This window comes from Dactylosporangium sucinum (assembly GCF_014647515.1).
In the GTDB taxonomy this organism is placed as follows: Bacteria; Actinomycetota; Actinomycetes; order Mycobacteriales; family Micromonosporaceae; genus Dactylosporangium; species Dactylosporangium sucinum.
In genome coordinates, this window is sequence record NZ_BMPI01000019.1 from 1,416 (window position 1) to 25,853 (window position 24,438).

The 24,438-nt window shown below is 72.9% G+C and carries 14 protein-coding genes; 5 read left to right on the forward strand and 9 right to left on the reverse strand.

Annotated elements, in window-relative coordinates:
• The 6 genes from IEZ31_RS20420 to IEZ31_RS20445 form a co-directional block, all read right to left on the reverse strand.
• The coding region (locus IEZ31_RS20420; protein ID WP_190251508.1) for a PA14 domain-containing protein at nucleotides 1-3,618 on the reverse strand (3,618 nt) is incomplete at its 3' end.
• Between the two features lie 677 nt (nucleotides 3,619-4,295).
• Nucleotides 4,296-8,324 (reverse strand): glycoside hydrolase family 38 N-terminal domain-containing protein, encoded by a 4,029-nt coding sequence (locus tag IEZ31_RS20425; RefSeq protein WP_190251509.1) that lies wholly within the window; start codon nucleotides 8,322-8,324, stop codon nucleotides 4,296-4,298.
• Nucleotides 8,321-9,184: a carbohydrate ABC transporter permease gene (locus IEZ31_RS20430; RefSeq protein ID WP_373294650.1), complete on the reverse strand. Its 864-nt coding sequence runs from the start codon at nucleotides 9,182-9,184 to the stop codon at nucleotides 8,321-8,323. The genes IEZ31_RS20425 and IEZ31_RS20430 overlap by 4 nt, the downstream gene beginning before the upstream one ends.
• 26 nt (nucleotides 9,185-9,210) lie before the next feature.
• Nucleotides 9,211-10,191: a carbohydrate ABC transporter permease gene (locus IEZ31_RS20435; protein WP_190251511.1), complete on the reverse strand. Its 981-nt coding sequence runs from the start codon at nucleotides 10,189-10,191 to the stop codon at nucleotides 9,211-9,213.
• Nucleotides 10,192-10,209: 18 nt separating this feature from the next.
• A complete protein-coding gene (locus IEZ31_RS20440; RefSeq protein WP_229835614.1) occupies nucleotides 10,210-11,478 on the reverse strand; it encodes an ABC transporter substrate-binding protein in 1,269 nt (422 codons plus the stop codon).
• A 347-nt stretch (nucleotides 11,479-11,825) separates the two neighbouring features.
• Nucleotides 11,826-12,344, reverse strand: a complete 519-nt coding sequence (locus tag IEZ31_RS20445) for a hypothetical protein (RefSeq protein WP_190251512.1) — start codon at nucleotides 12,342-12,344, stop codon at nucleotides 11,826-11,828.
• A 128-nt stretch (nucleotides 12,345-12,472) separates the two neighbouring features.
• Here IEZ31_RS20445 and IEZ31_RS20450 point away from each other — a divergent pair, with 128 nt between their 5' ends.
• On the forward strand, nucleotides 12,473-15,916 hold the full coding sequence (locus IEZ31_RS20450) for an ATP-binding protein (RefSeq protein WP_190251513.1): 3,444 nt from the start codon (nucleotides 12,473-12,475) through the stop codon (nucleotides 15,914-15,916).
• Here IEZ31_RS20450 and IEZ31_RS20455 read toward each other — a convergent pair whose 3' ends face one another.
• Nucleotides 15,917-16,636 carry a hemerythrin domain-containing protein gene (locus IEZ31_RS20455; protein ID WP_190251514.1) on the reverse strand — a complete coding sequence of 240 codons (720 nt, stop codon included), beginning with the start codon at nucleotides 16,634-16,636 and terminating at the stop codon, nucleotides 15,917-15,919.
• A 144-nt stretch (nucleotides 16,637-16,780) separates the two neighbouring features.
• On the opposite strand from IEZ31_RS20455, the gene IEZ31_RS20460 reads away from it, so the two are divergent.
• Nucleotides 16,781-17,281 (forward strand): DUF6220 domain-containing protein, encoded by a 501-nt coding sequence (locus tag IEZ31_RS20460; RefSeq protein ID WP_190251515.1) that lies wholly within the window; start codon nucleotides 16,781-16,783, stop codon nucleotides 17,279-17,281.
• Nucleotides 17,278-19,107, forward strand: coding sequence for a multicopper oxidase family protein (locus IEZ31_RS20465; RefSeq protein ID WP_190251516.1), 1,830 nt, complete (start codon nucleotides 17,278-17,280; stop codon nucleotides 19,105-19,107). The genes IEZ31_RS20460 and IEZ31_RS20465 overlap by 4 nt, the downstream gene beginning before the upstream one ends.
• 24 nt (nucleotides 19,108-19,131) lie before the next feature.
• Here the strand turns inward: IEZ31_RS20465 and IEZ31_RS20470 are convergent, their stop codons facing one another.
• Both IEZ31_RS20470 and IEZ31_RS20475 read right to left on the reverse strand, forming a co-directional pair.
• Nucleotides 19,132-19,815, reverse strand: coding sequence for a response regulator (locus IEZ31_RS20470; protein ID WP_190251517.1), 684 nt, complete (start codon nucleotides 19,813-19,815; stop codon nucleotides 19,132-19,134).
• Nucleotides 19,812-21,353, reverse strand: a complete 1,542-nt coding sequence (locus IEZ31_RS20475; protein ID WP_190251518.1) for a sensor histidine kinase — start codon at nucleotides 21,351-21,353, stop codon at nucleotides 19,812-19,814. Before IEZ31_RS20475 ends, IEZ31_RS20470 begins: the two co-directional genes overlap by 4 nt.
• 82 nt (nucleotides 21,354-21,435) lie before the next feature.
• Between IEZ31_RS20475 and IEZ31_RS20480 the strand changes: the two genes are divergently transcribed.
• Both IEZ31_RS20480 and IEZ31_RS20485 read left to right on the forward strand, forming a co-directional pair.
• Nucleotides 21,436-22,800: a cation:dicarboxylate symporter family transporter gene (locus IEZ31_RS20480; protein WP_190251519.1), complete on the forward strand. Its 1,365-nt coding sequence runs from the start codon at nucleotides 21,436-21,438 to the stop codon at nucleotides 22,798-22,800.
• A 265-nt stretch (nucleotides 22,801-23,065) separates the two neighbouring features.
• Nucleotides 23,066-24,427 carry a cellulose binding domain-containing protein gene (locus IEZ31_RS20485; RefSeq protein WP_190251520.1) on the forward strand — a complete coding sequence of 454 codons (1,362 nt, stop codon included), beginning with the start codon at nucleotides 23,066-23,068 and terminating at the stop codon, nucleotides 24,425-24,427.
• Nucleotides 24,428-24,438: the final 11 nt, after the last annotated feature.

The window sequence follows — 24,438 nt, forward strand, 5'->3', positions numbered from 1 at the left end:
ATCGGTCCTGGTCCAGCGGGCGGAGAACCCGTCGGCCGGCACGCCCGCGGCCGGGGCGCCATCGCCCCAGTCGTAGTCGATGGCCGCCTCCTCGCGCGTCAGCAGCGGCTGCCCCGCGAGGCTGGTGCCGGCGTAGTACGAGGCCGTCCACAGGGTGGGTGGTGGCGGGTCGGCGGTCTTGTCGTAGCTGACGCGGGCGATGGCGCCGCCCGCCTTCTCGTAGTACTCGGCGACGATGACGTGGGCGCCCTCGGCGAGGTTGCGCTGCACGACGAACGTCGTCGGAGCCTGGTCGCGCCACTGGTCGAGGACCAGCACACCGTCCACGTAGAGGCGGACACCGTCGTCGGCGGTGAGCTTGAACGTGTAGATGCCGGCGGCCAGATTGTCGGTGCGGGTCCAGCGGGCGGAGAACCCGTCGGCGGGCAGGCCGGGGCCGGGCGAACCGGTACCCCAGTCGAAGTCGACCGCCGAGTCCTGCCGCACCAGGGCCGGCGTGCCGGCCAGGTCCGGATTCGGGTAGTACACGCCGTCCCAGCCGGGCGGCGAGGTGACGTCACCGACCCGCTGGTAGCCGAAGTGCAGCTGGTTGCCGGCCGCGTTCTCGTAGTACTCGACCCGGATCGTGTGCGGACCGCCGAACAGCAGCTTGTCCGCGCTGAACGCCTCGTTCTGATCCCGCCACTTGTCGACCACGGGCTGGCCGTCCACGAACACCCGCACACCGTCGTCGCTGGTACCGCTGAAGCGGTAGAGCCCGGCCGGCAGCACGTCGGTGCGGGTGTACACCGCTACGTAGTGATCATCGCCGATCCCGCCGCCCGGAGACCCGTCGTGGTCGATGGCGGCTTCCTGCTGGACCAGGTCGGGGGTCCGGGTGGGGATCGCCGGCGCGCTGCCGGCCCCCGGCGTGTTCCAGTAGCGGGCCTCGTACGGCGGCGCCGCCGGCAGAGCACCGGCCCGCGACCAGGTGAGGCGGGCCAGGGCGCCGGCCGCGTTCTCGTAGTACTCCATGACGACCGTGTGCGCGCCGCCCCCCAGCGCCAGGCGGGTGGTGTAGTCCGTGGGACCCTGGTCGGTCCAGTGGTCGATCACCTTCTGCCCGTCGACCCACAGCCGGACGCCGTCGTCGCTGGTCGTGGTGAAGTCGTAGTAGCCCGCGGTCAGCGTCACCGAACGGGTGTACCGCGCCACGAAGTGGTCAACGTCGATCGATGGGCCGGGCGAGCCCAGGCCCCAGTCGTGGTCGACGGCCGCCTCGTCCCGGCTCAGCTGCGGCGCCGTCGCCGGGATCGTGGGCGCGGAGCCGGCGCCCGGCGTGTTCCAGTACTCGGCCAGGAACACGTCACGCGGCTGGTCCGGCGTCGTCTCCCAGGACAGCTTCGCCAGCGCGTCCACGGCGTTGTCGTAGAACTCCATCCGGACCTTGTGCTCACCGGCCGCGAAGTCCGCGACGTAGTCGTACGCGGTCGGGCCCTGGTCATGCCACTGGTCGATGACCAGCTGGTCGTCGAGGAAGAGCCGCGCACCGTCGTCGGAAGCGATCGTGAACCGGTACCGGCCGGCCGCGAAGTACTCCTGCTTCGACCAGCGCGCCGAGAAGTGGTCCGCGTTCACTCCCGGCCCGGGCGAGTTCACCGACCAGACGAAGTCGACCTGCGGGTCCTGGCGGGTCAGCACGGGCGCGCCCTGCAGGTTCTGGTTGTTGAAGAACTCGGCGGTGAACGGCTGCGACGGCGCGTAGTTCGCGGTGAACGTCTTGTCCGCCGCCGGCGTGGTGACGAAGTGGCGGATCGCTTCGCCGTCGGACCAGCCGGTGAAGTGGTACACGGTCCCGTTCGCGTCGACCGCGGTCGGCGGGGCTGCGATCTCCCGCTTGAACCCGACAACACCCTGCACCGCGTCCGGGGTAGGGATCGGCACCCCGTCAAGCGTCAGGCCCAGGCCGGGCGGGTTCGTCGCGAACGTCATGACCGACGTGTTCGGGTAGATGAACACCGACTTCGTGGTCGACAGGCCGTTGCGGTCGGTGACGGTCACCTTGATCTCGAACCAGGTGTTCGCCGACGCCTCGCCGGTCGTCGGGATCGTGAACGTGCCGACCCGGCCGGTCAGCGGCCCGACGAACGGGTGGACGTGCGTGTTGTGGTGCAGGAACACGTCGGTCTTGATGTCGCCGTCGCTGACGTCGAACCCGGCCGCGTCGGTACCGAACGCGTTGTACGTGATCGTGTCGCCGGCGTTGTACTTCGACCCGTCAACCGGCGTCGCGATCCGCACTGTCGGCGGCGAACCCACCTGGATCACGATCGGTCTCGATGTCGTCGTGTGCTGCCCATCGGACACCGTCAACGTCGCCGTATAGACACCGACCGTGTTGTAGGTCTTCGTCGGGTTGGCGTCGGTGCTCGTACTGCCGTCGCCGAGGTCCCAGCGGTACGTCAGGGCGTCGCCGTCGGGGTCGCTGGAGCCGGCACTGCTGAAGTGGACGGTGAGCGGCGCCGCACCACCGGTCGAGTCCGCGGAGGCGTGCACCACCGGGGCGTTGCCGGCGAGACTGTACGAGATTCGGTACAACTGCCCTGGGAAGTACGTGATGTAGTACAGCGACCCGTCCGGCGCGACCTTGAGATCCACGACGCTGCCCGCGTCGGTGTCGAAGTCCTTCACCTGGCTGATCTGCCCGGCGCCGTCCAGCACCGCCTGCTTGATGAACCCGCGGGAGTAGTCGCCGAAGAACAGGCTGCCCTGGTACTCCGCCGGGAACTGGCTACCGTGGTAGACCGGCCCGGCGGTCACCGCGCCGGTGGTGCCGTCGTGGTTGTAGGCGGTCAGCGGGTCGATGTAGCCGGCGCAGTTCGCCGTGCACTTACCCTCATGTACCGGCCAGCCGTAGTTGCCGCCCTTGACGATGAGGTTGAGCTCCTCCCAGGTGTAGTCGCCGACATCACCGCCGTACAGCCGGCCGGTCGCGCTGTCGAACTGGAACCGCCACGGGTTGCGGAAGCCGTACGCCCAGATCGCGCCGAGCTTGCCCGGCTGGCCGTAGAACGGGTTGTCCGGCGGAATCGTCCCGTCGGGATTGATGCGCAGAATCTTGCCGTGCGGGTTGGACAGATCCTGCGCGTTGGGTGGATAGCCGTTGTCGCCGACCGCGAAGTACAGCTTTCCGTCCGGGCCGAACCGGATGCTGCCACCCACGTGCAGCAACTGCGACGGCGACTGGGTCTGAAAAATGGTGTACGGGCCGTCGGTGCCGACATCTCCGGAAGCGTCGAAACGCACCAGGTGATTGATCAGGTCATGGCCGGTGTAGTAGAAGTACACCCAGTGGTTGGCCACGCCGAATCCCGGGTCGAACGCGATGCCGATGAGACCCCGGTCCCCCGACGCCTCCGAGGGCAGGTCGGCGAAGGGCTGCGGGAGCAGGTGGCCGTCCTTGAAGATCTTGATCTTGCCGGCCCGCTCCAGGATGAAGATCCGCCCGTCCGGAGCGATCTCGAAGCCGGACGGGCCGTCCAGGCCCGACCCGACGACCAGCGAGGTCTGGAAGCCGGCGGGTGGCGCGGCCTTCGTCGGCGCGGCGGTGAACAGCACGCCCATCATCGCGATGCTCACGGCGAGAAGAACAGCTCGAGCCTTCATGGCGTCCTCAGCGAATCAATACATTGACGATTGAAGATGTAACAGGCCGGCCGCGCGGGGCCGCCGAGAGCGGCGGTGATCTCCGACGAAACGCAAACGGCATCCGGCGCCGCAGCCGACCCGGCAAGCGGCGATCCGCGAAGAACCGACAACTTGTTCCCGGACACACCTATTCGTCGCCGAAATGTACGATTCGGCACTGCTCGACGTGTCCCTTGATGCGCCGTTCGATGGGATGCCCCTCCCGCACAGGCTGGACGCCTGTGCCGGCGATGCACCACTGGGCGGGGCCGAACGACGACATTCGCGCACAAGGCGACCGCCGATCGAATTGATCAGCCGCGCCGCTTCCAGTGAATGGAGGGGAACCGCATTCGATATCCAACGGATACGCGCCCTGCGATCGCCTTGATGAACAATGTCTAATCCCCGGCCCACGCCCGGCCCGCGGGAACCAGGACAGTGTGACCCACATCACATACTGGTCGGTCAGATGTTTAATGCGGCACGTCGATACCGGCGAGCCGGCGAACCGCAGCGTAGGTCATGCGAAGGCAGGGTCCTGGGCGGTGCGCGGTGCCGTCACGCGGAGTGGCATGCCCCGGCCTACTGGCGGTGGTCCATCGGGCACGGCGCACGCGGGTCCGGGGTCAGGCGCCGCCGGGGCGGACGACGATGCGGACGGGTTCGCAGTACGCGATCCGGCCGAAGGCGCAGATCTTGGGCTGGGCCCAGAACTCCCCGGGTGGCGTCCCGACCGGGACGGCCACGGGGAACTCGACACTCTGCGTGGACCCGGGCGCGATGGTGAAGCCCCGGGTCGGCTCGCTCGTCAGCGGCCAGATGTAGTGCGGGGTGATGAGCTGGGCGTGCCCCCACAGCGGGGTGCGCAGGTCGTGGCTCACCCGCACGCGGACGTGGCCACGCGCCCCGGGGGTCAGCGTGAGCTCCCGGGCCTCGGCGCGCGCGTGCAGCAACGGCCCGGGCGCGGGCCGGCCCACCGGCACGACGAGGGCGTCCTGCAGCTCCTGGCCCCGGTGGGCGATGCTCGCCGCGACCGCGTACCAGCCGGGTTCGGCGTCGTCGGGAGCCGTGACGGTGACGGGCACGCCGAGGTGGCCACCCGCGGCGACGGTCACGAACCTCGACCGGGGGGTGGCGACCCAGCCCTCCGGCGCCCTGACGAGCAGCTCCCCGTCGTAGCCGGCGTCCGTGTCGTCGCAGACGATCTGAGCGCACAGCCGCACACCGGCCGCGGCGCCGTCGTCCGGCCGGAGGGTGAGCGCGACCGGCAGGTTGCCCATGGGCGCGGGGCCGCAGTTGTGCAGCCAGTAGCGGGTGAACACGGGCTGCACGGGTTCGGCGCTCGCCGCGAGCGCTGCCCCGCCCCGCTCGGCGCGCGCCGGTGACAGGGCCAGGGACGTGATCCGGTACCCCTCGACGTCGAGCCGCAGCTCCCGGCCGTCGTGCTCGAGGGGCGCGCCGGGGCGGTCGAGCAGGTCGGCGGCCGTGGCCGAGGCGATACCGCCGGCGAGGCGGATCGCGATGCTGCCGGACCGGCCGTGCGGCTCGTAGCCGCGGACGATCAGGCTGTCGCACGCGTCGGCGGACGCCGCGGAGCCGGTGGCGAGCGGCTCCCCCCGCGGCTTGACCGCGGTGACGACGAAGTCCGCGGCGGGCTCGACGCTCAACAGGGATCCGGTGGCCGGCAGCGCCCCGTCGCCGGCCGGCGCGGCGGTCGCGGCGAGCGGATGGTTGACGGACTGCCCGGCGGCGACGAACCCGGCGGCGCGCCATCCGCCGGGGCCGCTCACCAGGTGGTACTCGAAGCGCCTGCTGGTGTGGTGCTGGAAGCTGCGCCCGCCCGGCGCGTTGAGTTCCGGGAAGTTGATCGCGGTTCCGGTGGGCCAGCCGGTGCACGCGCGGGCCAGCGACATGTTCAGCGTGCCGTCGGGCTCGACCGCGAAGCCGGGGGTACCGCGGTTGAGCAGCGCGACGGCGTAGTCCTCGACGGTCCCCTCGCCGTGGTGCAGCGCGGACGGCTGCGTGACGTGCACGTTCGCGTCGCGGACGTCGCCGAGGAACTCGGTGAGGGCCCGCCGCTCGTCGTCCGCGTCGTTGCCGGCGATCAGCAGGACGGGCAGGTCCCGGATCGCGCGCACGTCGGCGCCCGGCCGCCAGACCTCGCCGAGCGGCCGCTCGGCCGGGATCCAGAGGCGGGCCGTGCCGGTCGCGGCGAGCTGAGCGGCCAGTTCGGCGGCGAACGGCGCCGGCGCCCGGTCGAGGAGCTCGGCGACGAACCCGTTGCGCTGCGGGGCGCCGACCGCGACGCGGCAGTCGGGGAGGTTGGAGTCGGTGTCCAACGCGCCGTAACGGTTTCCCGTCGCGCTCGTCACGGTGGCGGTGACACCCGCCCGGGCCAGCCCGACGGCGAGCCGCCGGGTCGAGGGCAGGCCCTCGTCGCCGTCGGGGACGACGATCTCGGCGATGGACACGGCTCGCGAGCGCTCGGAGCGCTCCTGTGGATCGTGCAGGTGGACGGTCAGCGCCGCCGCGAGGCCGAACCATTGGTGCGCCGTGTTGTCCAGGGTCCGGGGGTGCTCCGCCGCGTCGGCGTCGAGCAGGGCGTAGCCGCGGCCGATGACGGCGGCCGCGGTCTCGCTGACGGGCATGCCGCCGGGGACGTCGCAGGGTATGCGCACCCGCAGGAGCCGGTCGGTGGCGGCGAACCCGTCGATGCCCGTGGCGAAGTCGATCCGGTCGATGCCGTACCACAGGGTGGTCTGCTGCGTGTAGCGGCATCCGTCGATCGTCGCGGTGGCCGTGATGCGCTCGCCGATCGGGCAGCGCTCGACGGTGACGGCCGCCGCGGTGTCCGCGCTGCGCCAGGCGACGGCGTGCGGGAGCAGGTGCCACGGGCCCTCGCCGAACTCGGGATGGTCGCGGTGCTCGGCGACGCAGACCAGCTCGTTGCCCACCCGGCCCGGCGGGAGGAGGTCGCGGCCGGCGGCCAGGTCGGTGATCTCGGTCAGGGCGCCGCCCCGCGCGGGATCCGCACGAACCCGGTAGCGGTCGTTGGCGATGCTCGGCCCCTCGACGAGTCGCCCGACGGGTTGCCACGCGGACGCCGACGGCTCCGCGGTGCCCGGCAGCAGGCGGTAGGTGCGGTAGCCCATCGACGGCACGTCGCGCGCGACCCACCGCAGCAGCGCCCGGCCCGGCCGGCCGTCGGCGGCGTGCGCGAGGGCCTCGGTGAGGTACGGGACCGGGACCCCTCGGTCGTCGGTGAGCGTGACACCCACGGCCGGGTCGAGGTCGATCTCCAGGGCGACGGTGTCCGTCCGGGGGTGCGCCAGCGGGTTGAACACGACGACCGCGGCGCCCTCCCCGCGGGTGTCGACGTGCCGGGCCAGGTGCCGGCGGGCCGACCGGTCCACGTCGGCGGCCAGGTCGTGCGCCTCGCGCCAGCCGGCGACCAGGTCGAGATAGACCTGGTCGGACTGGGTGCCGGTGACCGCGTCGTGGTGCGCGCCGAACAGCAGCAGCCGCCACGCCTTGTCGACGGCCGCGGCGGGGTAGGCCGCGCCGTGCAGCGCGGCGAAGGTGGCCCACTTCTCGGCGTCCAGCAGCAGGTTCTCCACCAGGCGGTGGGCCTGCTTGGTGTCGATCGCGGTGACGTCCTTGCCGGTGTAGATCGGGTTCATGTCGCGGGTCTGCGGCGTGGGGTGCGTGCCCCTCGCGGCGAGCTCGTCCCGCACGGCGGTGAAGAAGTCGCGCGGCAGGCCGTAGCGCAGCCGCACGTGCGGGTACCGCTCGTCCCAGGCCGCGCGCAGCTCGGTGACCCAGCGCATGGGCGGGCTGAAGTCGCTGCCCATCGGGATCATGACGTTGCGGGTCGCGGCGGCCGGGCGCAGCTGGGTGAACAGCTCGTGCAGCTCCGCCGCCGCGGTCTGCGGATCCTGGGCGGCGTCGAGGCTGAAGCCGGCCGAGTAGTGGCCGGCCATGTAGTGGGTGAGCAGGCCGTCCCCGCCGGGCGACACCCACTCGAACTCGGTGGGGAACTGGGTCGGCGCGAACGGCTTGCGATGCTCGCGGATGTTCCAGCTCGTCAGCATGGGCCCCCACTGGTGGTAGGGGCCGCGGGCGAAGGCGATCGAGGTCAGCCCGGCGCCGGCCATCACCTGCGCGAACTGCGGGTCGTGGCCGAACACGTCCAGTTGCCACGCGGTGGACGGGACGCCTCCGACGACGTGCCGCTGGAACCCGGCGCCGTGCACGGCGTTGCGGATCGTCGTCTCGATGCCGGTGAGGTTGGTGTTGGGCTCGTTGTAGGTGCCGCCGACCAGCTCCAGGCGGCCGTCCGCGATCAGTCGCCGGATGAGCTCGCGGTCCTCGGGATAGGTGTCCCAGTACGGCTTGAGGTAGTCGACCTCGGCGAGGACCACGCTGTACCGCGGATCCTCGCGGATCTTCGCCAGGTGGGCCTTGACGAGGCTGAAGGCGCTGTGCCCGGGCCAGGCGTAGCGCGCCTCGCCCGCGTCTGGGGCCTGCGGTTGATCCTGCGGTTGATCCTGCGGTTGATCCTGCGGTTGATCCCAGGTCTGGGTGTACGCGGACTGGGTGTTCCACCACACCGGGTCGTAGTGGAAGTGCGGGATGAGCCAGACGGTCCAGTTCACGCCTTCACGGCCCCCTGCATGATCCCGCCGATGATCTGCTTGCCGAGGAAGAGGAACACCAGCAGCACGGGCGCCGTGCTGATCAGGGTTCCCGCGAGCACGAGCGAGTAGTCCATGTAGTAGCCACCGGCCAGTGTGGACAGTGCGACCTGGGTGGTCGGGTTGCCCTGGCCGAGGGCCAGCAGCGGCCAGAAGAAGTCGTTCCAGGCGTTCATGAAGGTGAACAGCGCGAGCACCGCGGCGACGGGCCGGGCCGCTGGCAGCACGACGTGCCAGTACAGCCGGTGTGTCGAGCATCCGTCCATCCGGCCGGCCTCCAGCAGCGCGTCGGGCAGCGCCTCGGAGAGGTACTGGCGCATCAGGAAGACGCCGAACGCGGAGGTGGCCGCCGGGACGATGACCGCCTGCAGGTGCCCGGTCCAGCCCAGCCACTGCGACATCATGATGTACAGCGGGATGATGCCCAGCTGGGCCGGCACCATCATCGTCACGAGCAGGAACCCGAGCAGGGCGTTGCGGCCGCGGAACTTGAGCTTCGCGAACGCGAAGCCGGCCAGCGTGCTGGTGAGCACGACGGAGACCGTGACCACGGTCGCGACGATCATCGAGTTGGCCAGGGCGAGGCCGAAGTTCGCCTGGGTGTACGCCCGCTGCAGGTTCTCCCACAGGTGGCTGCCGGGCAGCAGCCGGGGCGGCCAGCTCCCCGCCGCGGAGTTGTCGTTGGACGCCGCGACGAGCGACCAGTACAGCGGGAACGCCGACACCGCGGCGATGAGCCCCAGCAGCACGTAGGTCCTCGTTCCGGCGCGGCGCGCGCCCGGCGCCGCGGACCGCCCACGGCCGCGGCGAGCGCCGGTCATGGCCCGGGAGACCGGTATCAGGGTCGTCATGTGGAGCTCCGAATGCGTCGGGACAGCAGGTAGTTCGCGCCGACCGCCAGCACGATGATCATGAACATGGCCCAGGAGACCGTGGCGGCGTAGGAGTACTTGCCGTGGGTCCAGAACTGCTCGTACACGTACATGGCGAGGGTCTGGAACTGGCGGGAGTCGCCGCCGGTCGGGCTCATACCCGGGTTGAACAGCAGCGGTTCGGTGAACAGCTGGATCGTGCCGATGGTCGACATGATCACGCTGAAGATGATGGTCGGGCGCAGTGCCGGGACGGTGATGGTCCGGAACTTGCGGAACTGGCCGGCGCCGTCGAGGTCCGCCGCCTCGTAGAGGTCGTCCGACACGGCCTGCAGCGCGGCGAGGTAGATCAGGGCGTTGTAGCCGGTCCAGCGCCAGGTCAGGATGACGGCCAGCGCCACCCACGACTGCCAGGTGCCCGCCTGCCAGTCGACCTTGCCCAGGCCGACCAGGCTGAGCACCCAGTTGATCAGGCCGAGGTCCCGCCCGAACAGCTGGGCGAAGATCACTCCGACGGCGGCCACCGAGGTGATGTTGGGCAGCAGGACGCCCATCCGCAGCAGGGTGCGGCCGCGCATCCGGCGGTGCAGCAGGTGGGCGATCCACATCGCGAGCAGCAGCTGCGGCACGGTGCCCAGCACGCCGATCGCGGCGGTGTTGCGCAGCGCGTTCCAGAAGTAGTCGTCGTGGAGGAGCCGCACGAAGTTGCCCAGCCCGACGAAGGTGTGTTCGCTGCCGGGGATGTCGCGGTTCCACTGGGTGATGGCCATCCAGCCGGTGTAGAGCAGCGGGAACAGCCCGAACGCCGCGAACACCACGAAGAACGGTGCGATGTAGAGGTACGGCGTGCCCCGCACGTCGAACTTGCGGCGCAGCTGGGACCACCGCTCGACCTTGACCGGTGCGGGGTCCCGCTGCTCGGGCAACACCGGCGACGGAGGTGCGATTACTGCCATCTGGCTCGTCGTTCCTTTCTACGGCTCGGTGGCATTCGCGACGTCTTTGAGCACCTGGCGCCACGCCTGGTCGGGTCGCTGCTTGCCCTTGTCGACCCGGTTGATCCCGAGGCCGATCAGCGGTCCGATGTCGCCGTCCTTGGGGCCCTGGTACTGCGGCCGCAGGGTTCTCGCCGACTCGGTGAAGATCCGGCCCGTCGGGGCGTTGTTGAAGAACGCGTTGGTGTTGCCGAGCACGGCCGGGTCGTCGTAGAGCGCGGCCTGGCTGGGCAGGTGGCCCTGGGTGCGGAAGATCCAGCTCGCCTGCTCGGGGGCGGTCAGGAACCTGGCGAGCTCCGCGGCCTCCTTCCGGTGCTTGCTCTGCTTCGGCACGGTCAGGAACGAGCCACCCCAGTTGCCGCTGCCGCCGGGGATGGTGGCGATGTCCCACTTGCCGCTGGTCTGCGGCGCGTTCTGCTTGATGGTGTCGGTCATCCACGCCGGGCAGGCCACCGTGGCGAACGACCCCCGCTGGAACCCGGCGTTCCACTGCTGGCTGAACGTCGCCAGCTTCGCCGACTGGCCGGCCTGCACGGCCTCGACCGCGAGGTCGAACGCGTCCTTGACGGCCGGGTTGTCCGCCACCACCACCGTGTTGCCGGGAGCGGTGTAGCCGACCGGCGCCTGGTTGATGATGGCGTTGAAGATGTTGGAACCGGAGTCGAACCAGGCCACGCCGTCGGGCGCGTTGGCCTGGAACCGCTTGCCCGTCGCGATGTACGACTGCCAGTCCGGCCACAGCGCGGCCACCTGCTCACGGCCGGTCGGCAGGCCGGCCTGTGCGAACAGGTCCCGGCGGTAGCACATCGCCAGGCCGCCGACGTCCGCTCCCAGCCCCATCAGGCTGCCGTCGGGGCCGGTCGCCTGCTGCGACTTCCACGGCAGCCACTGGCCCGGGTCGGCGCCGTAGTCCCGGAAGTCGACGAACTTGTCGGACATGACCTTGAACTGCGCGATGTAGCCGCCGTCGATGGCCTCGATGTCGCCGGTTCCCGATCCCCCCAGCAGGTGCGCCTGCAGGTTCTTGTGGTGGTCGTCGTACGAGACGATGTGCTCGACGATCTTGACCCCGGGATGGCTCTGCTCGTACTTGGTGTACAGGTCGCGGTAGCCCAGGTCGCCGAAGATCTCGACCACGAGCTGCGTCTGGCCCGGCTTGGCGGAACCGCACGCGCCGACCGCCGTGGCGACGAGCGCCAAGCAGCCCAGCATCAGCGCGGTCAACGCTGCGGGCCTGCGGGTGCGCATCGGATCTCCTTCAGGTGTTTGGACTGCTGGCACGATCGGATGTGGAGCAACGAGTGCACGCCATCGCCGCACGACGAGTGCGTCACGAATCTGAGGTCGGCCCAGGGGCCGTCGCCGGCCCGGTCGACCGGGCACGGGCGCGAGGCTGCGGCAGAGGCGCTAGCAGGACGACGGCTTCGTGCAATGCGTCAACAGCGCAGTGCACCCGACCTCCGCGGCGGCGGTCGGCGCCGGCCCCGCAGCGAAAACCTCGCGGGAGCGGCCCCAACTGCCGGAGACTCTAGCCCGATCACTTTGGACCTGTAAAGTCCGAATTACGGAGAAAATTCGTATTATCCGCCGGACAACTATTGAGCGGTCAGTTTCCCGAGGGCCTGGCAACGAGCTGGTGCGGTGTCCACCAACGCTGGCCGGGCCTGCCGGCCAACCTCGGTGGACGCCGGGCTGCGCAGGGCGCGCACGAACCGCACGGCAGCGAGCATGCCGACCAGCACGAGCGTGCCGACCAGGAGGACCTGGTAGGCACGCTGCCCGGCGGAGAGCCGCTCGTCGGCGTACCCGCCGTCGAAGAAGCCCGAAATCACGCCGGTGAACAGCGCGGCGGCGACGAGACCGGAGCCGATCAGCGCCAAGGCGCGGCGGCGTGCGCCGGCGCACAGGGCCAACACGAGCTGGCCGGCGATCATCGGGATCGGGATGGACAGCCGCCCGGTGGGGCCCATGGCGTCGAGCAGGCTCGGGCTGAGCCCGCTCGCCACCGAGATGACGCCGCCGAGCAGGGAGATCACGGCGAGCGCGACGACCCCGTAGAGCACGGATCGGCTCGGCGGGACCGCGACCGGGGGCGGCTGGGTGACAGTGGTCATGGCTGGCTCCGGGATGTCGGGGACGGGTTGTCGGGGCCTGACCCGTCGAGGGGACACCGGACCGCTTGGAGTCGGCTTGAACCCGACTGCAGGATCGTTGCGCGGGCTCGCGACCGTATTCTCGACGCGTGCACGTGGCGGTACTGGGGCCGGTCGAGGTCCTCGACGACGGCGTTCCGGTCGACGCCGGCACGCCGAAGCAGCGTGCGATCCTCGCCGCGCTGGTGCTGCACCGGCCGCGGGCCGTCGCCGTCGACGCGCTGATCGATCTCGTCTGGGGTGACGACCCTCCGCCGTCGCCGCTGAGCTCGCTGCACGGTTACGTCTCCGGCCTGCGCCGGGTCGTCGAGCCGCGGCGAGCGGCGCGTGAGCGGGCATCGGTGCTGGTGACCGTGCCGCCCGGGTATGCGCTGCGGCTGCCCGACGACGACGTCGACGCGACCCGGTTTGCGGCGGCCGTCGACGACGTGCACCGCCGGCTGGTGGTCTCCGACGGTTCGGTGCTTCCGGCGGTACCGCTGGAAGCCGGCCCGGCGGACCTGGCCGCCATGGCGATGCGCCTGAGGGAGGCGCTCGGCCTGTGGCGCGGGACGCCGTTCCACGAGCTCGATGAGGCCGGCGCGGCGGCCGCCGAGCGGGCCCGGCTGGAGGAGCTGCGGCTGGTCGCGGTCGAGGACCTCGCACTGCTCCGGCTGGAGTTCGCCGAGCAGGCGACCGTCGCCGCCGAGCTGACGGCCCTCGCGCAGCGGCACCCGCTGCGGGAGCGGCTGTGGGCGCTGCGCGCGCTCGCCCTTGCCCGCTCGGGCCGGCAGGCCGACGCGCTGGAGGCGCTGCAGGAGATCCGTCGTGCGCTCGGCGAGGAGCTGGGGGTGGACCCGGGGCCGGAGCTGCGGGCCGTGGAGCTGGCTGTCCTCCGGCAGGACCTGGCGGTGGCCCGAAGCGCCGGGCCGGCGGCCGCGCCCGTGTCGATCCCGTCCGCGCCGGCCGCGGTCGCGCCGAGCGGGGCCGGGCCGGCCGTCGCGTCCGCGGATCCGCGCGCCTGGCCGCTCGTCGGCAGGGACGCGGAACTGGCCGCGCTGATCGAGCTGCTCGCCCCGGCACGCGAGGGTCACACCCGGCTGGCCTCGCTCGTCGGCGAGCCCGGCATCGGCAAGTCACGGCTCGTCGCCGAGCTTGCCCGGCACTCGGCCGACAACGGGTTCGCCGTGCTCATGGGGCGCTGCTCCGATGACGAGGGCGCGCCGCCGTTCTGGCCGTGGGCGGGCGCGCTGCGCTCCCTGTCCGCCGTGCTCGGCGACGACGTGCTGCGTGAGCTGGCCGGTGCCGACGCGGACCGGCTGGCGGGTCTGCTGCCCGCCGTGGCCGGGCGCGGCGGGCGCGCACCGGCGGCGCAGGACGGCGCCGACGGAGCGTCGGTCGACGCGGAGCGGTTCCGGATCTCCGACGCCGTCGCGCGGCTGCTCGCCGCCGCGGCCGGGCGCCAGCCGCTCCTCGTCGTGCTCGACGACCTGCACTGGGCCGACGCGTCGTCGCTGCGCCTGCTGCACCACCTCGCCGGCCACCTCGCCGACGCGCGGGTGCTCATCGTCGTGACCCGCCGGCCCCATCCGGAGCCGGCGGGCGTGCTGGCCGAGGTGGTGGCCGGGCTCGGCCGGCGACACGCGCTGCGGCTCGACCTGACGGGCCTGTCCGCCGCCGGCGTCGTCGAGCTCGCGCGGGCGGTGACCGGCGAGGCGCCGGCCGCGCCGCGGGCGGCGTCGTTGCACGAGCGCACCGACGGCAACCCGTTCTTCCTGGTCGAGCTGCTGCGCCTGCCCGGCGCCGAGGACATCCCGGCGGCGGTCACCGACGTCGTGGCCCGGCGGGTCGCCCGGCTGCCCGAGGCGACCCAGGAGCTGCTGCGGACCGCGGCCGTGATCGGCCGGCAGTACGACGTGGACCTGCTCGCGGCCGCGACCGCTCACGATGCGGACACGGTCCTCGACGACCTCGACCCGGCCCTCGCGGACGGCGTCGTGCTGGAGGAGGCGGCACCGGGCCGGTTCCGGTTCGCGCACGCCCTGGTCCGCGACGTCGTGTACCGCGAGCAGACCGCCACCCGCCGGGCGCGCCGCCACGCCGCCGTCGCGGCCGCGCTGCGGGACGACGGCGACGAGCGGCTCTCCGAGGCGGCCCGGCACTGGCTCGCGGCCGGACCCGCCCACGCCGGGGTCGCGTGGCGGACCGCCGCCCGGGCGGCCCGGCAGGCGCGCTCGATCCACGGCTACGAGGAGGGCGCCGCGCTGCTCGCGGCGGCGCGGACCGCCCAGGCGCAGGACCGGTCGTGCGGCCCGGCGGACCGGTACGACCTGCTGATGGCCCACGCCGAGGCCAGCCGCTGGATCGGTGACCGCGACACGCAGCTCGACGCGCTGGCCCACGCCTGCCGTGCGGCCGAGCAGCTCAACGACGTCGACCGGCTCGCCCACGCCGCGGTCGGTTCCGCCGACGGCTCGGTGTGGACCGTGCGGGACCGCGGCGTGGTCGACCAGCCGGCGGTCGCCGCGCTGCGCCGGGTGCTGCGGGAGCTGCCGGCCGGCGACAGCGACCTGCGGTGCCGGGCCCTGCTGACCCTCGCGGGCGAGCTGCACTACGCCGACGCGCCGCGCGAACGCGACGCCCTGGCCGAGGAGGGGCTCGCGATGGCCCGGCGGATCGGCGACCCGGAGCTGCTCGCCTGGGCGGCGGCGACCGCGTTCGTCGCCACCTGGCAGGCGGCCAACGCCGAGCAGCGGTGGCACCACGTCGACGAGGCGCTCGCGCTGACCGAAGAGCGCTCCGGTGGTGATGCCGCCCGCACGCACCTGCTCACGTTCCGGGCGATCGTCGGGATGGAGACGGGCCGCGTCGACGAGATGTGGCGTGACGTCGCCGAGGCGAGGGCCGGCGCCGAGCGGCTGCGCCTGTTGTACCCGCTGGTGGTCCTCCACCATCTCGAGCTGCCGTGGCGGGCCATGCAGGGCCGCTTCGCCGAGACCGAGCAGCTGATCGCCGAGGCGGACGCCCTGTCCGCGCGCACCGCGCTGCCCTCCCGCGAGTACTTCGCCCTGTCCTCGCTGTTCGTGCGCATCTGGCAGGGCAGGGCGGGCGAGTTCCTGCCGATGGCCCGCACGATGTACGAGGCGGCGCCGGCGCTCAGCATCGCCTTCTACCTGCTCGTCCTCGTCCGGGCCGGGCACCGCGACGAGGCCGCCGCGGTGCTGGACCGCAGCGGGTGGGAGCCCGACGGCGGGTCGTGGGCGGCGACGTCCGACCTCGCCATCGGCGCGCACGCCGCCTACGTGGCACGACGGCCGCAGTTCGCCGCCGAGGTGTACGAGCGGCTGGCCCCCTACGCGGGCCGGCCCGCCACGGCGGGGTCCGGCGGCGCGCTCGGTCCCGTCGACGCGTTCCTCGCCCTCGCCGCCGCGGCGGCCGGCGAGCATGCCATGGCCGCCCGCCACGCCGACGACGCGGCGGCCCTCGCCGCGGCGTGGGACCTGCCAGTGGTGACCGAGTGGCTGGCGGCACTGCGCGCCGACGGCGGGTTCTGATCAATCCGCCTGGCGGAAGACTCGGCGTTCCCGGCGCGCGAACGGCCGCCGCAGCACCAGCCGCCACAGGACGCGCACCGGGGCCGCGCCGGCGAGCAGGCGGGTGGCGGCCGACTCCGGCAGGTCGTGCAGCATCCACGCGACGAGTGCGGCGATCTCGCGCGGGCTCTTGGCCCGCTCGAAGAAGACCTTCGTGATCCGCTCCCACTCGGCGGGCGTCAGGTGCCGCTGCGCCAGCGTCAGCGCGTCGCGCTCCTCGTGGGCCAGGTGCCGGCCGAGCTGTTCCCGCGCCGCGACCACGCGGACCTCCAGCGCCGCCCGGGCGTCCGGGTCGGCGGTGGCCGCCATCCGGTCCAGCCCTTCGGCGACGGAGGCGAGCAGCGGGTCGATGTCGTTGTGCTCGGCCGCCATGGCGTCTAGCACGGTCGCCCCCGCCGCGTCGGCCTTGGCCCGCAGCGCCGGCCAGATCCCCGCGTCCTCGCCGGCGTGGTGGTCGTGCAGGATGTGGCGGAACAGCTCCCATCGGCGCGCCAGCGCGCGCCACGACACCCGGTCCTCGACCGGCGTGCGGATCACCGCGGCCGTGAAACGGTCCAGGTCCCGGCGGAACGCCCAGTGCATGACCAACATGCCGGTCAAGTCGAGCGGACCGGCGGGCGCCGCCGCCTGACCGGGAAGGCGAACCTGATCGACGGTCGGTGAGCTGGTGCTGCGAGTCATGCTCCGCAGCCTGCGGGCCGCCGCTTGGCGCGCGCTGGGAGCCGACTGGGCCCGGCCGCCCTCGGTGCACGCCAAGCGCGCGCCAAGCGCCGGCTCGCACAGTGGCGGCACCGCTAAGGCCCTCTCTCAGACTGGAGCAAGACGGTGCGCAAGGTATACCTGGGCATGAGCGGGCTGGTGCTGCTCGCGGTGCTGGCCCAGTTCTATTTCGCCGCGTTCGGCGCGTTCTCCATCCCCCGCGACCACGCGTCCTTCGAGATGCACTCCGTGAACGGGGTCATCCTGATCCCGCTCGCGTCGCTGCTCACCACGGCCGTCGCCGCGGCGGCCCGGGTGCCCGGCCGGCTGGTCGGGCTCGCGGCCGCCCCGTTCGGGCTGGTGGTCGTGCAGATCCTGATCTTCGTGCTGGTGCACCTGGTCACCGAGATGACCATGGAGCAGAGCACGCCCGGCGCGCAGTGGATCCTCGGCTTCCATGCGCTCAACGGACTCGCGATCGTGTCCGTGGCCGTGCTGGGCGTGGTGCGGGCCCGCCGGTTCGTGCGCACCGCGCCGCCCCGGACCGGGAAGACCTTGGCCCGATCCGACCGGGCGCAGGAAGCACCGGCCGGATCCGAACCGGCGCTGAGCGAGGTGACGGCGTGACCGCCCGGCTCATCGACCTGGAGGTGCTCGCCGGCGTCCTGTCGGCGGCGGCCTGGCTCGCCGCGGCCGGCTGCGCCGCGGCCCGGCGCCGCCGCCCGGCCGCCGTGCTCGCCGTCGTCGCGGTCCTCGCGCTCCTCGCCCGGATCGGCCTCGTCGTGGCGCTCGGCCGGGCCGGCTGGTGGTTCGTCCAGGACAAGCTGACGGTGACGCTGCCGCTGGCGGCGGTCACCGCGGTCGCGGCCGGCCTGGTGGCGCTCACGGCGCGCCGGTGGACGGCGCCGGCGCTCGCCGTCGCCGGGTACGCCGCGGCCGCCGGGCCGGTCCTCGCGCTGTTCGCCGGCTATCCGGCCGGCTGGGGCACCGGGCTGGTCACCGCCGGCACGGTCGCACTCGCCGGCGTCGTCACCTGGCAGGCGGCGGGGCACCGCCCGCGCCGGGCGCCGTTCGTGTGGCTGCTGGCGCTGGCGCCCATCGTGCTCGGCGCCGCCGTTGCCGTCCCGCCGCCCGCGTCCGCGGACGACGGCGGGCACGGCGTGCAAGTGAGCTCGGTGCGCGGACCGGATCCCGAGGCCGCCGCGGCGTCCGGCATTCCGGTGCGCCGGTTCACGCTCACCGCCCGCACCGCGACCGTCGCCCTCGCCTCGGGACAGCGCATCCAGGCGTGGACCTTCGACGGGCGGGTACCTGGGCCCGCCCTCGAGGTGACGCAGGGCGACCTCGTCGTGGTGACGCTGCGCAACGCCGACATCGCCGCCGGGGTCACGCTGCACTGGCACGGCTACGACGTGCCGGTCGGCGAGGACGGGGTCGCCGGCATGACCCAGGATGCGGTACGGCCGGGCGAGTCCTTCGAGTACCGGTTCCGTGCCGACCGGGCGGGCACGTACTGGTACCACACCCACGAGGCGTCCGACCGCGCGGTCCGGCTGGGGCTGTACGGCACGCTGGTCGTCCGGCCCCGCGCCGCCGCCGACGGGGTCGACCTCACGCTGCCGCTGCACACGTTCGGCACGGCCCTCGCCGTCGGCGACCGCGACCAGCCCACCACGCACGCCGTCGCGCCGGGCACGCCGGTACGGCTGCGGGTGATCAACACCGACGACGGGCCGCACCGGCTCACGCTCACCGGGCCGTTCCGGCTGGTGGCCGTCGACGGCACCGACCTCAACGGGCCGGGTGTCCTGGAGCGGGTGGCGGTCCGCCTGCCCGCGGGCGCCCGCGTCGACGTCGCGGTCACGGCCGGTGCGGCGCCGGTGACCCTGCACGTCGACGACGGCCGGGCGACGGTGCGGCTCGCGCCCGCGGCGGACACGCCCGCGCCGCCGGTCGACACCGCGGCCTGGCCGACGCTCGACCAGACCCGCTACGGAACGCCGGCCCCGACGCCGTTCGACGCGCACAGCCGGTTCGACCGGCGGTTCACGATGGTGCTCGACCGGGGCGTGGCCCTGGCGGACGGTCTGCCGAAGTACGCCTTCACCGTCAACGGCCGAGCCTACCCCTACGTCACCACGCAGACGGTCCGCGAAGGGGACCTCGTGCACCTCACGGTCGTCAACCGCAGCCGGGACACGCACCCGATGCACCTGCACGGCCACCATGTGCTGGCACTGCGGCACAACGGCCGGCCCTTCACCGGGAGTCCACTGTGGATGGACACGTTCGACGTCCAGCCCGGCGAGGTGTGGGAGGTCGGCCTGCGCGCCGACAACCCGGGCGTCTGGATGAATCACTGCCACAACCTCAAACACGCCGCCAAAGGCATGGCCGTGCACCTCGCCTACGCGGGCTATCAGGCGGCGTCCCACCACGCGCACGGCGCCTGAGCCGGTTCGGCATGATCGCGCTCGTCACGGATGCCTCGGGCGATACTCGACCTCCGGCCGGCCCGGCCCGCCGTAGCGCGGTTCGCGGACCACCAGGCCGGTGTCGGCGAGGTGCTCCAGGTAGCGGCGGGCCGTCACGCGAGAGGTGCCGGTGCGGGCCGCCGCCTCGGCCGCGGACAGCCCGGCCGTCCCGCGCAGCGCGGCCAGGATGTGGTCAAGCGTGGCCGCGTCCAGTCCCTTCGGCAGCGATGCGGCGTCGGGGGTACCGCGAAGGGTCGCGAAGACGCGGTCGACCTCGTGCTGGGCGGCCACCTCGCCGGCGCCGACGACCTGGCTGCGGTACTGCGCGTACCGCGCGAGCTTGTCGTGGAACGCCGCGAACGTGAACGGCTTGAGCAGGTAGTGCGTGACGCCCAGCGCCACCGCCGCGCGCACCATCGCGATGTCCCGCGCCGACGTCACGGCGAGCACGTCGGTGCCGCTGCCGGCGGCCCGCAGCGCCCGGCACACCTCCAGGCCGTGCTTGTCAGGCAGGTTGAGGTCGAGCAGCACCAGGTCGACCGGCTCGGCGCGCAGCACCGCGAGCGCCTCGCGGGCCGTGTGCGCGACGCCGACGACGGTGAAACCGTCGAGCCGCTCCGTGTAGGCCCGGTGCGCGTCGGCGATGAGCGGCTCGTCGTCGACGACGAGGACCCGGACGGCGGTCATGAGGCGCTCCGGAGGCGCACGGTGATCACCGCGCCGCCGCCGTCGGCCGGGGCGACGTCGTACTGCCCGCCGTACCGCCGCACCACCTGGCCGACGAGCGCGAGGCCCAGGCCGCGGCCCTCCCGCTTGGTGGACCAGCCGCGGCGGAACGCGTCGGTGACGTGCTCGGCCGGCAGTCCGGGGCCGGTGTCGCCGACGCGGACCAGCACCTCGCCGTCGTCCTGGCGGACCAGCACCGTGACCCGGCGCGGCGGGTCGGTGCCGGCCACCGCCTCCAGGGCGTTGTCGACCAGGTTGCCGACCACGGTGATCAGGTCGCGGCTCGGCAGCGCCGCCTCGTCCAGCCGCGACTCCTCGTCGACGACCAGCTCGACGCCCCGCTCGGCCGCCTGCGCCGACTTGCCGAGCAGCAGCGCCGCGAGGGCCGGCTCGGTGACCGCGCCGACGACCCGGTCGGTGAGCCGCTGGGCGATCGCCAGCTCGGCGGTGGCCAGCCGCACGGCCTCGTCGGTGCGCCCGAGCTCCACCAGCGTCAGTACCGTGTGCAGGCGGTTCGCCGCCTCATGGGCCTGTGCCCGCAGCGCCTCGGTGAGGCCCCGGACCGAGTCGAGCTCGCCGGTGAGCGCGCGCAGCTCGGTGTGGTCACGCAGGGTCAGCACGGTGCCGAGCCGCCGGCCGGCGAAGTGGGTGGCGCGCTGGTTGGCCACGAGCACCCGGCCGCCGGCCAGCACCGGCTCGTCCTCGGCGTTCCGGCCCGACGCGACCAGCTCGGCGACGGCCGGCGGCAGGTCGGCGTCCCCGAGGCCCAGCAGGCGTTTCGCCTCGTCGTTGGCGAGGGCGACGCGGCCCTTGAGGTCGACGACGAGCAGCCCCTCGCGCACCGCGTGCAGGACGCCGTCGTAGTACTCGTACATCCGCGTCATCTCGGCCGGCCCGAGCCCGTGCGTCTGCCGGCGCAGCCGCCGGCTCAGCAGCCAGGCGCCGGCCGCGGCCAGCAGCAGCGCGGCGCCGGTTGCCAGGGCGACCGCAGGCGCCTGGCGCAGCAGCCGCTGGTTGACGGCCTCGGTCGTGATGCCCACCGACACCAGCCCGGTGATCCGCCCGTCCGCCGCCCGGACCGGGACGACGGCGCGCACCGACTCGCCGAGGCTGCCGGTGAACGTCTCCACCACCTGGCCGCCCCGCAGCGCCGGCTCGATCGTGCCGCTGAACGGCTTGCCGATCAGGCTCGTCGTCGGGTGCGTGAACCGGGTCCGGTCGGGGGCCATGATCACGACGAAGTCGGTGTGCGTGGCGACCCGGGTCGCCTCCGCGTACGGCTGCAGCCGCGCCGCCGGGTCGGGCGCGCTCACGGCGTCGACGACGTACGGCGAATGGGACACCGTCTCGGCGACGGCGAGCACGATGTCGGTCGCCGCGTCCTCGGCGTCGTCGCGGGCCAGCAGGACCGCGCCGGCCGTGCCGCCCGCGACGAGCAGGGACACGACGAGGACCTGCAGCGCGAACAACTGCCCGGCGATGCTCCAGCGGCGGGTCATAGCGGTGTCCGTCCAGGCGGGGTCGTGAACAGAATGAACGTAACGGTGCCACGGCGGTGAGACCCAGGCCACATTCAGCGGCATGGACACCTCGCCCCCAGCGAGTCCCGCCCGCCGCCGGGACCGCACACACTACCTGTACCTCGCGGTGATCGCCGCCGTCGTCGCCGGCATCGCGTTCGGGTTCGCCGCCCCCGCCACGGCCCAGGAGCTCAAGCCGGTCGGCACCGGGTTCGTGAACCTCATCAAGATGATGATCAGCCCGCTGATCTTCTGCACCATCGTGCTCGGCGTCGGCTCGGTCCGGCAGGCCGCCAAGGTCGGCCGGGTCGGCGGCCTCGCCCTGGGCTACTTCCTGGTCATGTCGACCGTCGCCCTCGCCATCGGCCTGGCCGTCGGCAACATCGTCCACCCGGGCACCGGCCTGCACCTCAACGACGCGATCGCCAAGGCCGGCCAGAAGGCCGCCAGCGGCGCGCCGGCCGAGAGCACCGCCGACTTCGTCCTGGGCATCATCCCGACCTCGCTGCTGACCTCGCTCACCTCCGGTGAGGTGCTGCAGACCCTGCTCGTGGCGCTGCTCGTCGGCTTCGCCGTCCAGGCGATGGGCACGCGCGGGGAGCCGGTGCTGGCCGCCGTCGGCATCATCCAGCGGCTGGTCTTCAAGGTCCTCGCAATGATCATGTGGCTCGCCCCGATCGGCGCGTTCGGCGCCATGTCGGCCGTGGTCGGCGCGACCGGCGTCGACGCGCTGAAGAGCCTGGCCCAGATCATGCTCGGCTTCTACGTGACCTGCGCGATCTTCGTCTTCGTGGTGCTCGGCCTGCTGATCAGGCTGGTTTCCGGGATCAGCCTGTTCAGGCTGCTGCGGTACCTCGGGCGCGAGTTCCTGCTGATCCTCTCCACCTCGTCGTCGGAGTCGGCCCTGCCCCGCCTGATCGCCAAGATGGAGCACGTCGGCGTGAGCCGCCCGGTCGTCGGCATCACGGTCCCGACCGGGTACTCGTTCAACCTCGACGGCACGGCGATCTACCTGACGATGGCATCGCTGTTCGTGGCGCAGGCCATGGACAACCCGCTGTCCCTGGGCGAGCAGATCTCCCTGCTCGGCTTCATGATCATCGCGTCGAAGGGCGCCGCCGGCATCACCGGCGCCGGCCTGGCCACCCTGGCCGGCGGCCTGCAGAGCCACCGCCCGGACCTGGTCGACGGCGTCGGCCTGATCGTCGGCATCGACCGCTTCATGTCCGAGGCGCGCGCCCTGACCAACTTCGCCGGCAACGCCGTGGCCACGATCGTCATCGGCACCTGGACGGGCGAGTTCGACCGCGCCCGCGCCCGAGCGGTCCTGTCCGGCGAGGACCCGTTCGACGAGTCCACCATCGTCGACGACACGCACGCCCCGGCCCCGGCACCCCTGCCGGCCGCGTCACCGACCACGGCGTAGCCGTTCCCGATCCGTCGCGGGCGCCCACCCCACTCCCCCGGGCGCCCGCGACGTCCCTGGTAATGAGGTCGAGCGCCAGACCGATCCCGCGCAGCCACCGGCCCGGGGGCTCGACGGCCCGACGCGAACCGTTCTCCCCGGCCGTGCGCGGTTGCTCGCCGGCCGCGGCGGCGGGCGTGGAAGTTTCGCGGCCGGGCGCACGTGGGCCGCGGCGGCGGGCCGGCGGTGGTTGACGCGCGGACGGGGCGGGCCGATCGTGCGGGGCATGACCGCACGCCCGCACCGCGGCACCCGGTGGGCGCGGCTCGCCGTCCCGGCGATCGCCGCGGCCGGCGCCGCCCTCGTCGTCCTGGCCCTGCAGCCGATGGCTCGCGCGACGGTGCCGGAGCCGGCCGCGCCGGTGACCGGCAACGCCACGTACTTCGACGGTCTCGGCTCGCCGTACGGCGGCTGCGGGCTGCCGCAGGCGGAGCTGGAGACGCAGCACTTCGTCGCGCTGAACGTCTTCGACACGCCCGGCGACGGCACGATGTACCAGCGGCCCCTGCCCGCGGCGCAGGCGGCGAAAATGGGACTGTGGAACAACGGCCGCAACTGCGGCCGGTGGGTGCGGGTGAAGATCGGCGACTACTGCACCGGTGTCAACGACGGCGCGCTCGGCCAGCCGTTCTGCCGCAACGGGGCGTGGACCGCGGACGCGTACAACGACGGCACCCTCGACATGATCGTCGCCGACTCCTGCGGCGACCCCAACGGCTGGTGCCGTGACGACCCGTACCATCTGGACCTGTCCAAGGACTCGCTGAACAAGTTCGTGAAGAACGGCGCGGCGTTGCCGGACCTGTATCCGTCGCACTGGAACAACCGGCACATCTCGTGGCAGTTCATCCCCGCCCCGGCGTACACCGGCGACATCCGCATCGGCTTCCTCGCCGGCGCCCAGCGCTGGTGGCCGGCCATCGCGGTGTCGCGGCTGCCCAACGGCGTCCACGGCGTGGAGTACTTCGCCGACGGCGCCTGGAAGGCCGCCCCGATGAACGGCGACATGGGCCAGTCGTTCGTCATCGGCGGCACCACGCAGGGCGGCACGAGCTTCCGGATCCGGGTGCGTGACATCACCGACGCGCTGCTGTTCGGCGGCCGGGAGTACGCGTTCTCGCTGCCGTCGGCGTGCTCGTCGCAGTGCGGCGCGCCGTACACGGCGGTCACCTACACGACCGGCACGACCTCACCGTCGGCGTCCGCCTCGCCCTCAGCCTCGCCCTCAGTCTCGCCCTCAGCCTCGGTGTCGGCGTCCCCGTCGGTCTCCTCCTCGCCCACGTCCGGCGGCTCGGCGTGCACGGCCACCGTCGCGGTCACCAACACGTGGAGCGGCGGCTACCAGGCCGAGGTCACCGTGCGCAACACCGGCACCGCACCGTCGAGCGGCTGGACGGTGCGGCTGACCTTCCCCGGCGCGCAGACCATCGCCAGCGCCTGGAACGCGGTGGTGTCGCAGAGCGGCCAGCAGGTGACCGCGACCAACCAGCCCTACAACGGCGCCGTCCCGGCCGGCGGCAGCACGAGCTGGGGCATGGTCGTCAACGGCGCGCCGCCCGTCACCGTCGCCGTCTGCAGCCTGCGCTGACCGTACCGCCG

What these genes read in the sequence shown, in the direction of transcription:
- IEZ31_RS20485 (WP_190251520.1), top strand. Translation starts at nt 23,066, where the DNA reads ATGACCGCACGCCCGCACCGCGGCACCCGGTGGGCGCGGCTCGCCGTC.
- IEZ31_RS20470 (WP_190251517.1), bottom strand. Translation starts at nt 19,815, where the DNA reads ATGACCGCCGTCCGGGTCCTCGTCGTCGACGACGAGCCGCTCATCGCC.
- IEZ31_RS20435 (WP_190251511.1), bottom strand. Translation starts at nt 10,191, where the DNA reads ATGGCAGTAATCGCACCTCCGTCGCCGGTGTTGCCCGAGCAGCGGGAC.
- IEZ31_RS20445 (WP_190251512.1), bottom strand. Translation starts at nt 12,344, where the DNA reads ATGACCACTGTCACCCAGCCGCCCCCGGTCGCGGTCCCGCCGAGCCGA.
- IEZ31_RS20430 (WP_373294650.1), bottom strand. Translation starts at nt 9,184, where the DNA reads ATGACCGGCGCTCGCCGCGGCCGTGGGCGGTCCGCGGCGCCGGGCGCG.
- IEZ31_RS20440 (WP_229835614.1), bottom strand. Translation starts at nt 11,478, where the DNA reads ATGCGCACCCGCAGGCCCGCAGCGTTGACCGCGCTGATGCTGGGCTGC.
- IEZ31_RS20480 (WP_190251519.1), top strand. Translation starts at nt 21,436, where the DNA reads ATGGACACCTCGCCCCCAGCGAGTCCCGCCCGCCGCCGGGACCGCACA.
- IEZ31_RS20455 (WP_190251514.1), bottom strand. Translation starts at nt 16,636, where the DNA reads ATGACTCGCAGCACCAGCTCACCGACCGTCGATCAGGTTCGCCTTCCC.
- IEZ31_RS20475 (WP_190251518.1), bottom strand. Translation starts at nt 21,353, where the DNA reads ATGACCCGCCGCTGGAGCATCGCCGGGCAGTTGTTCGCGCTGCAGGTC.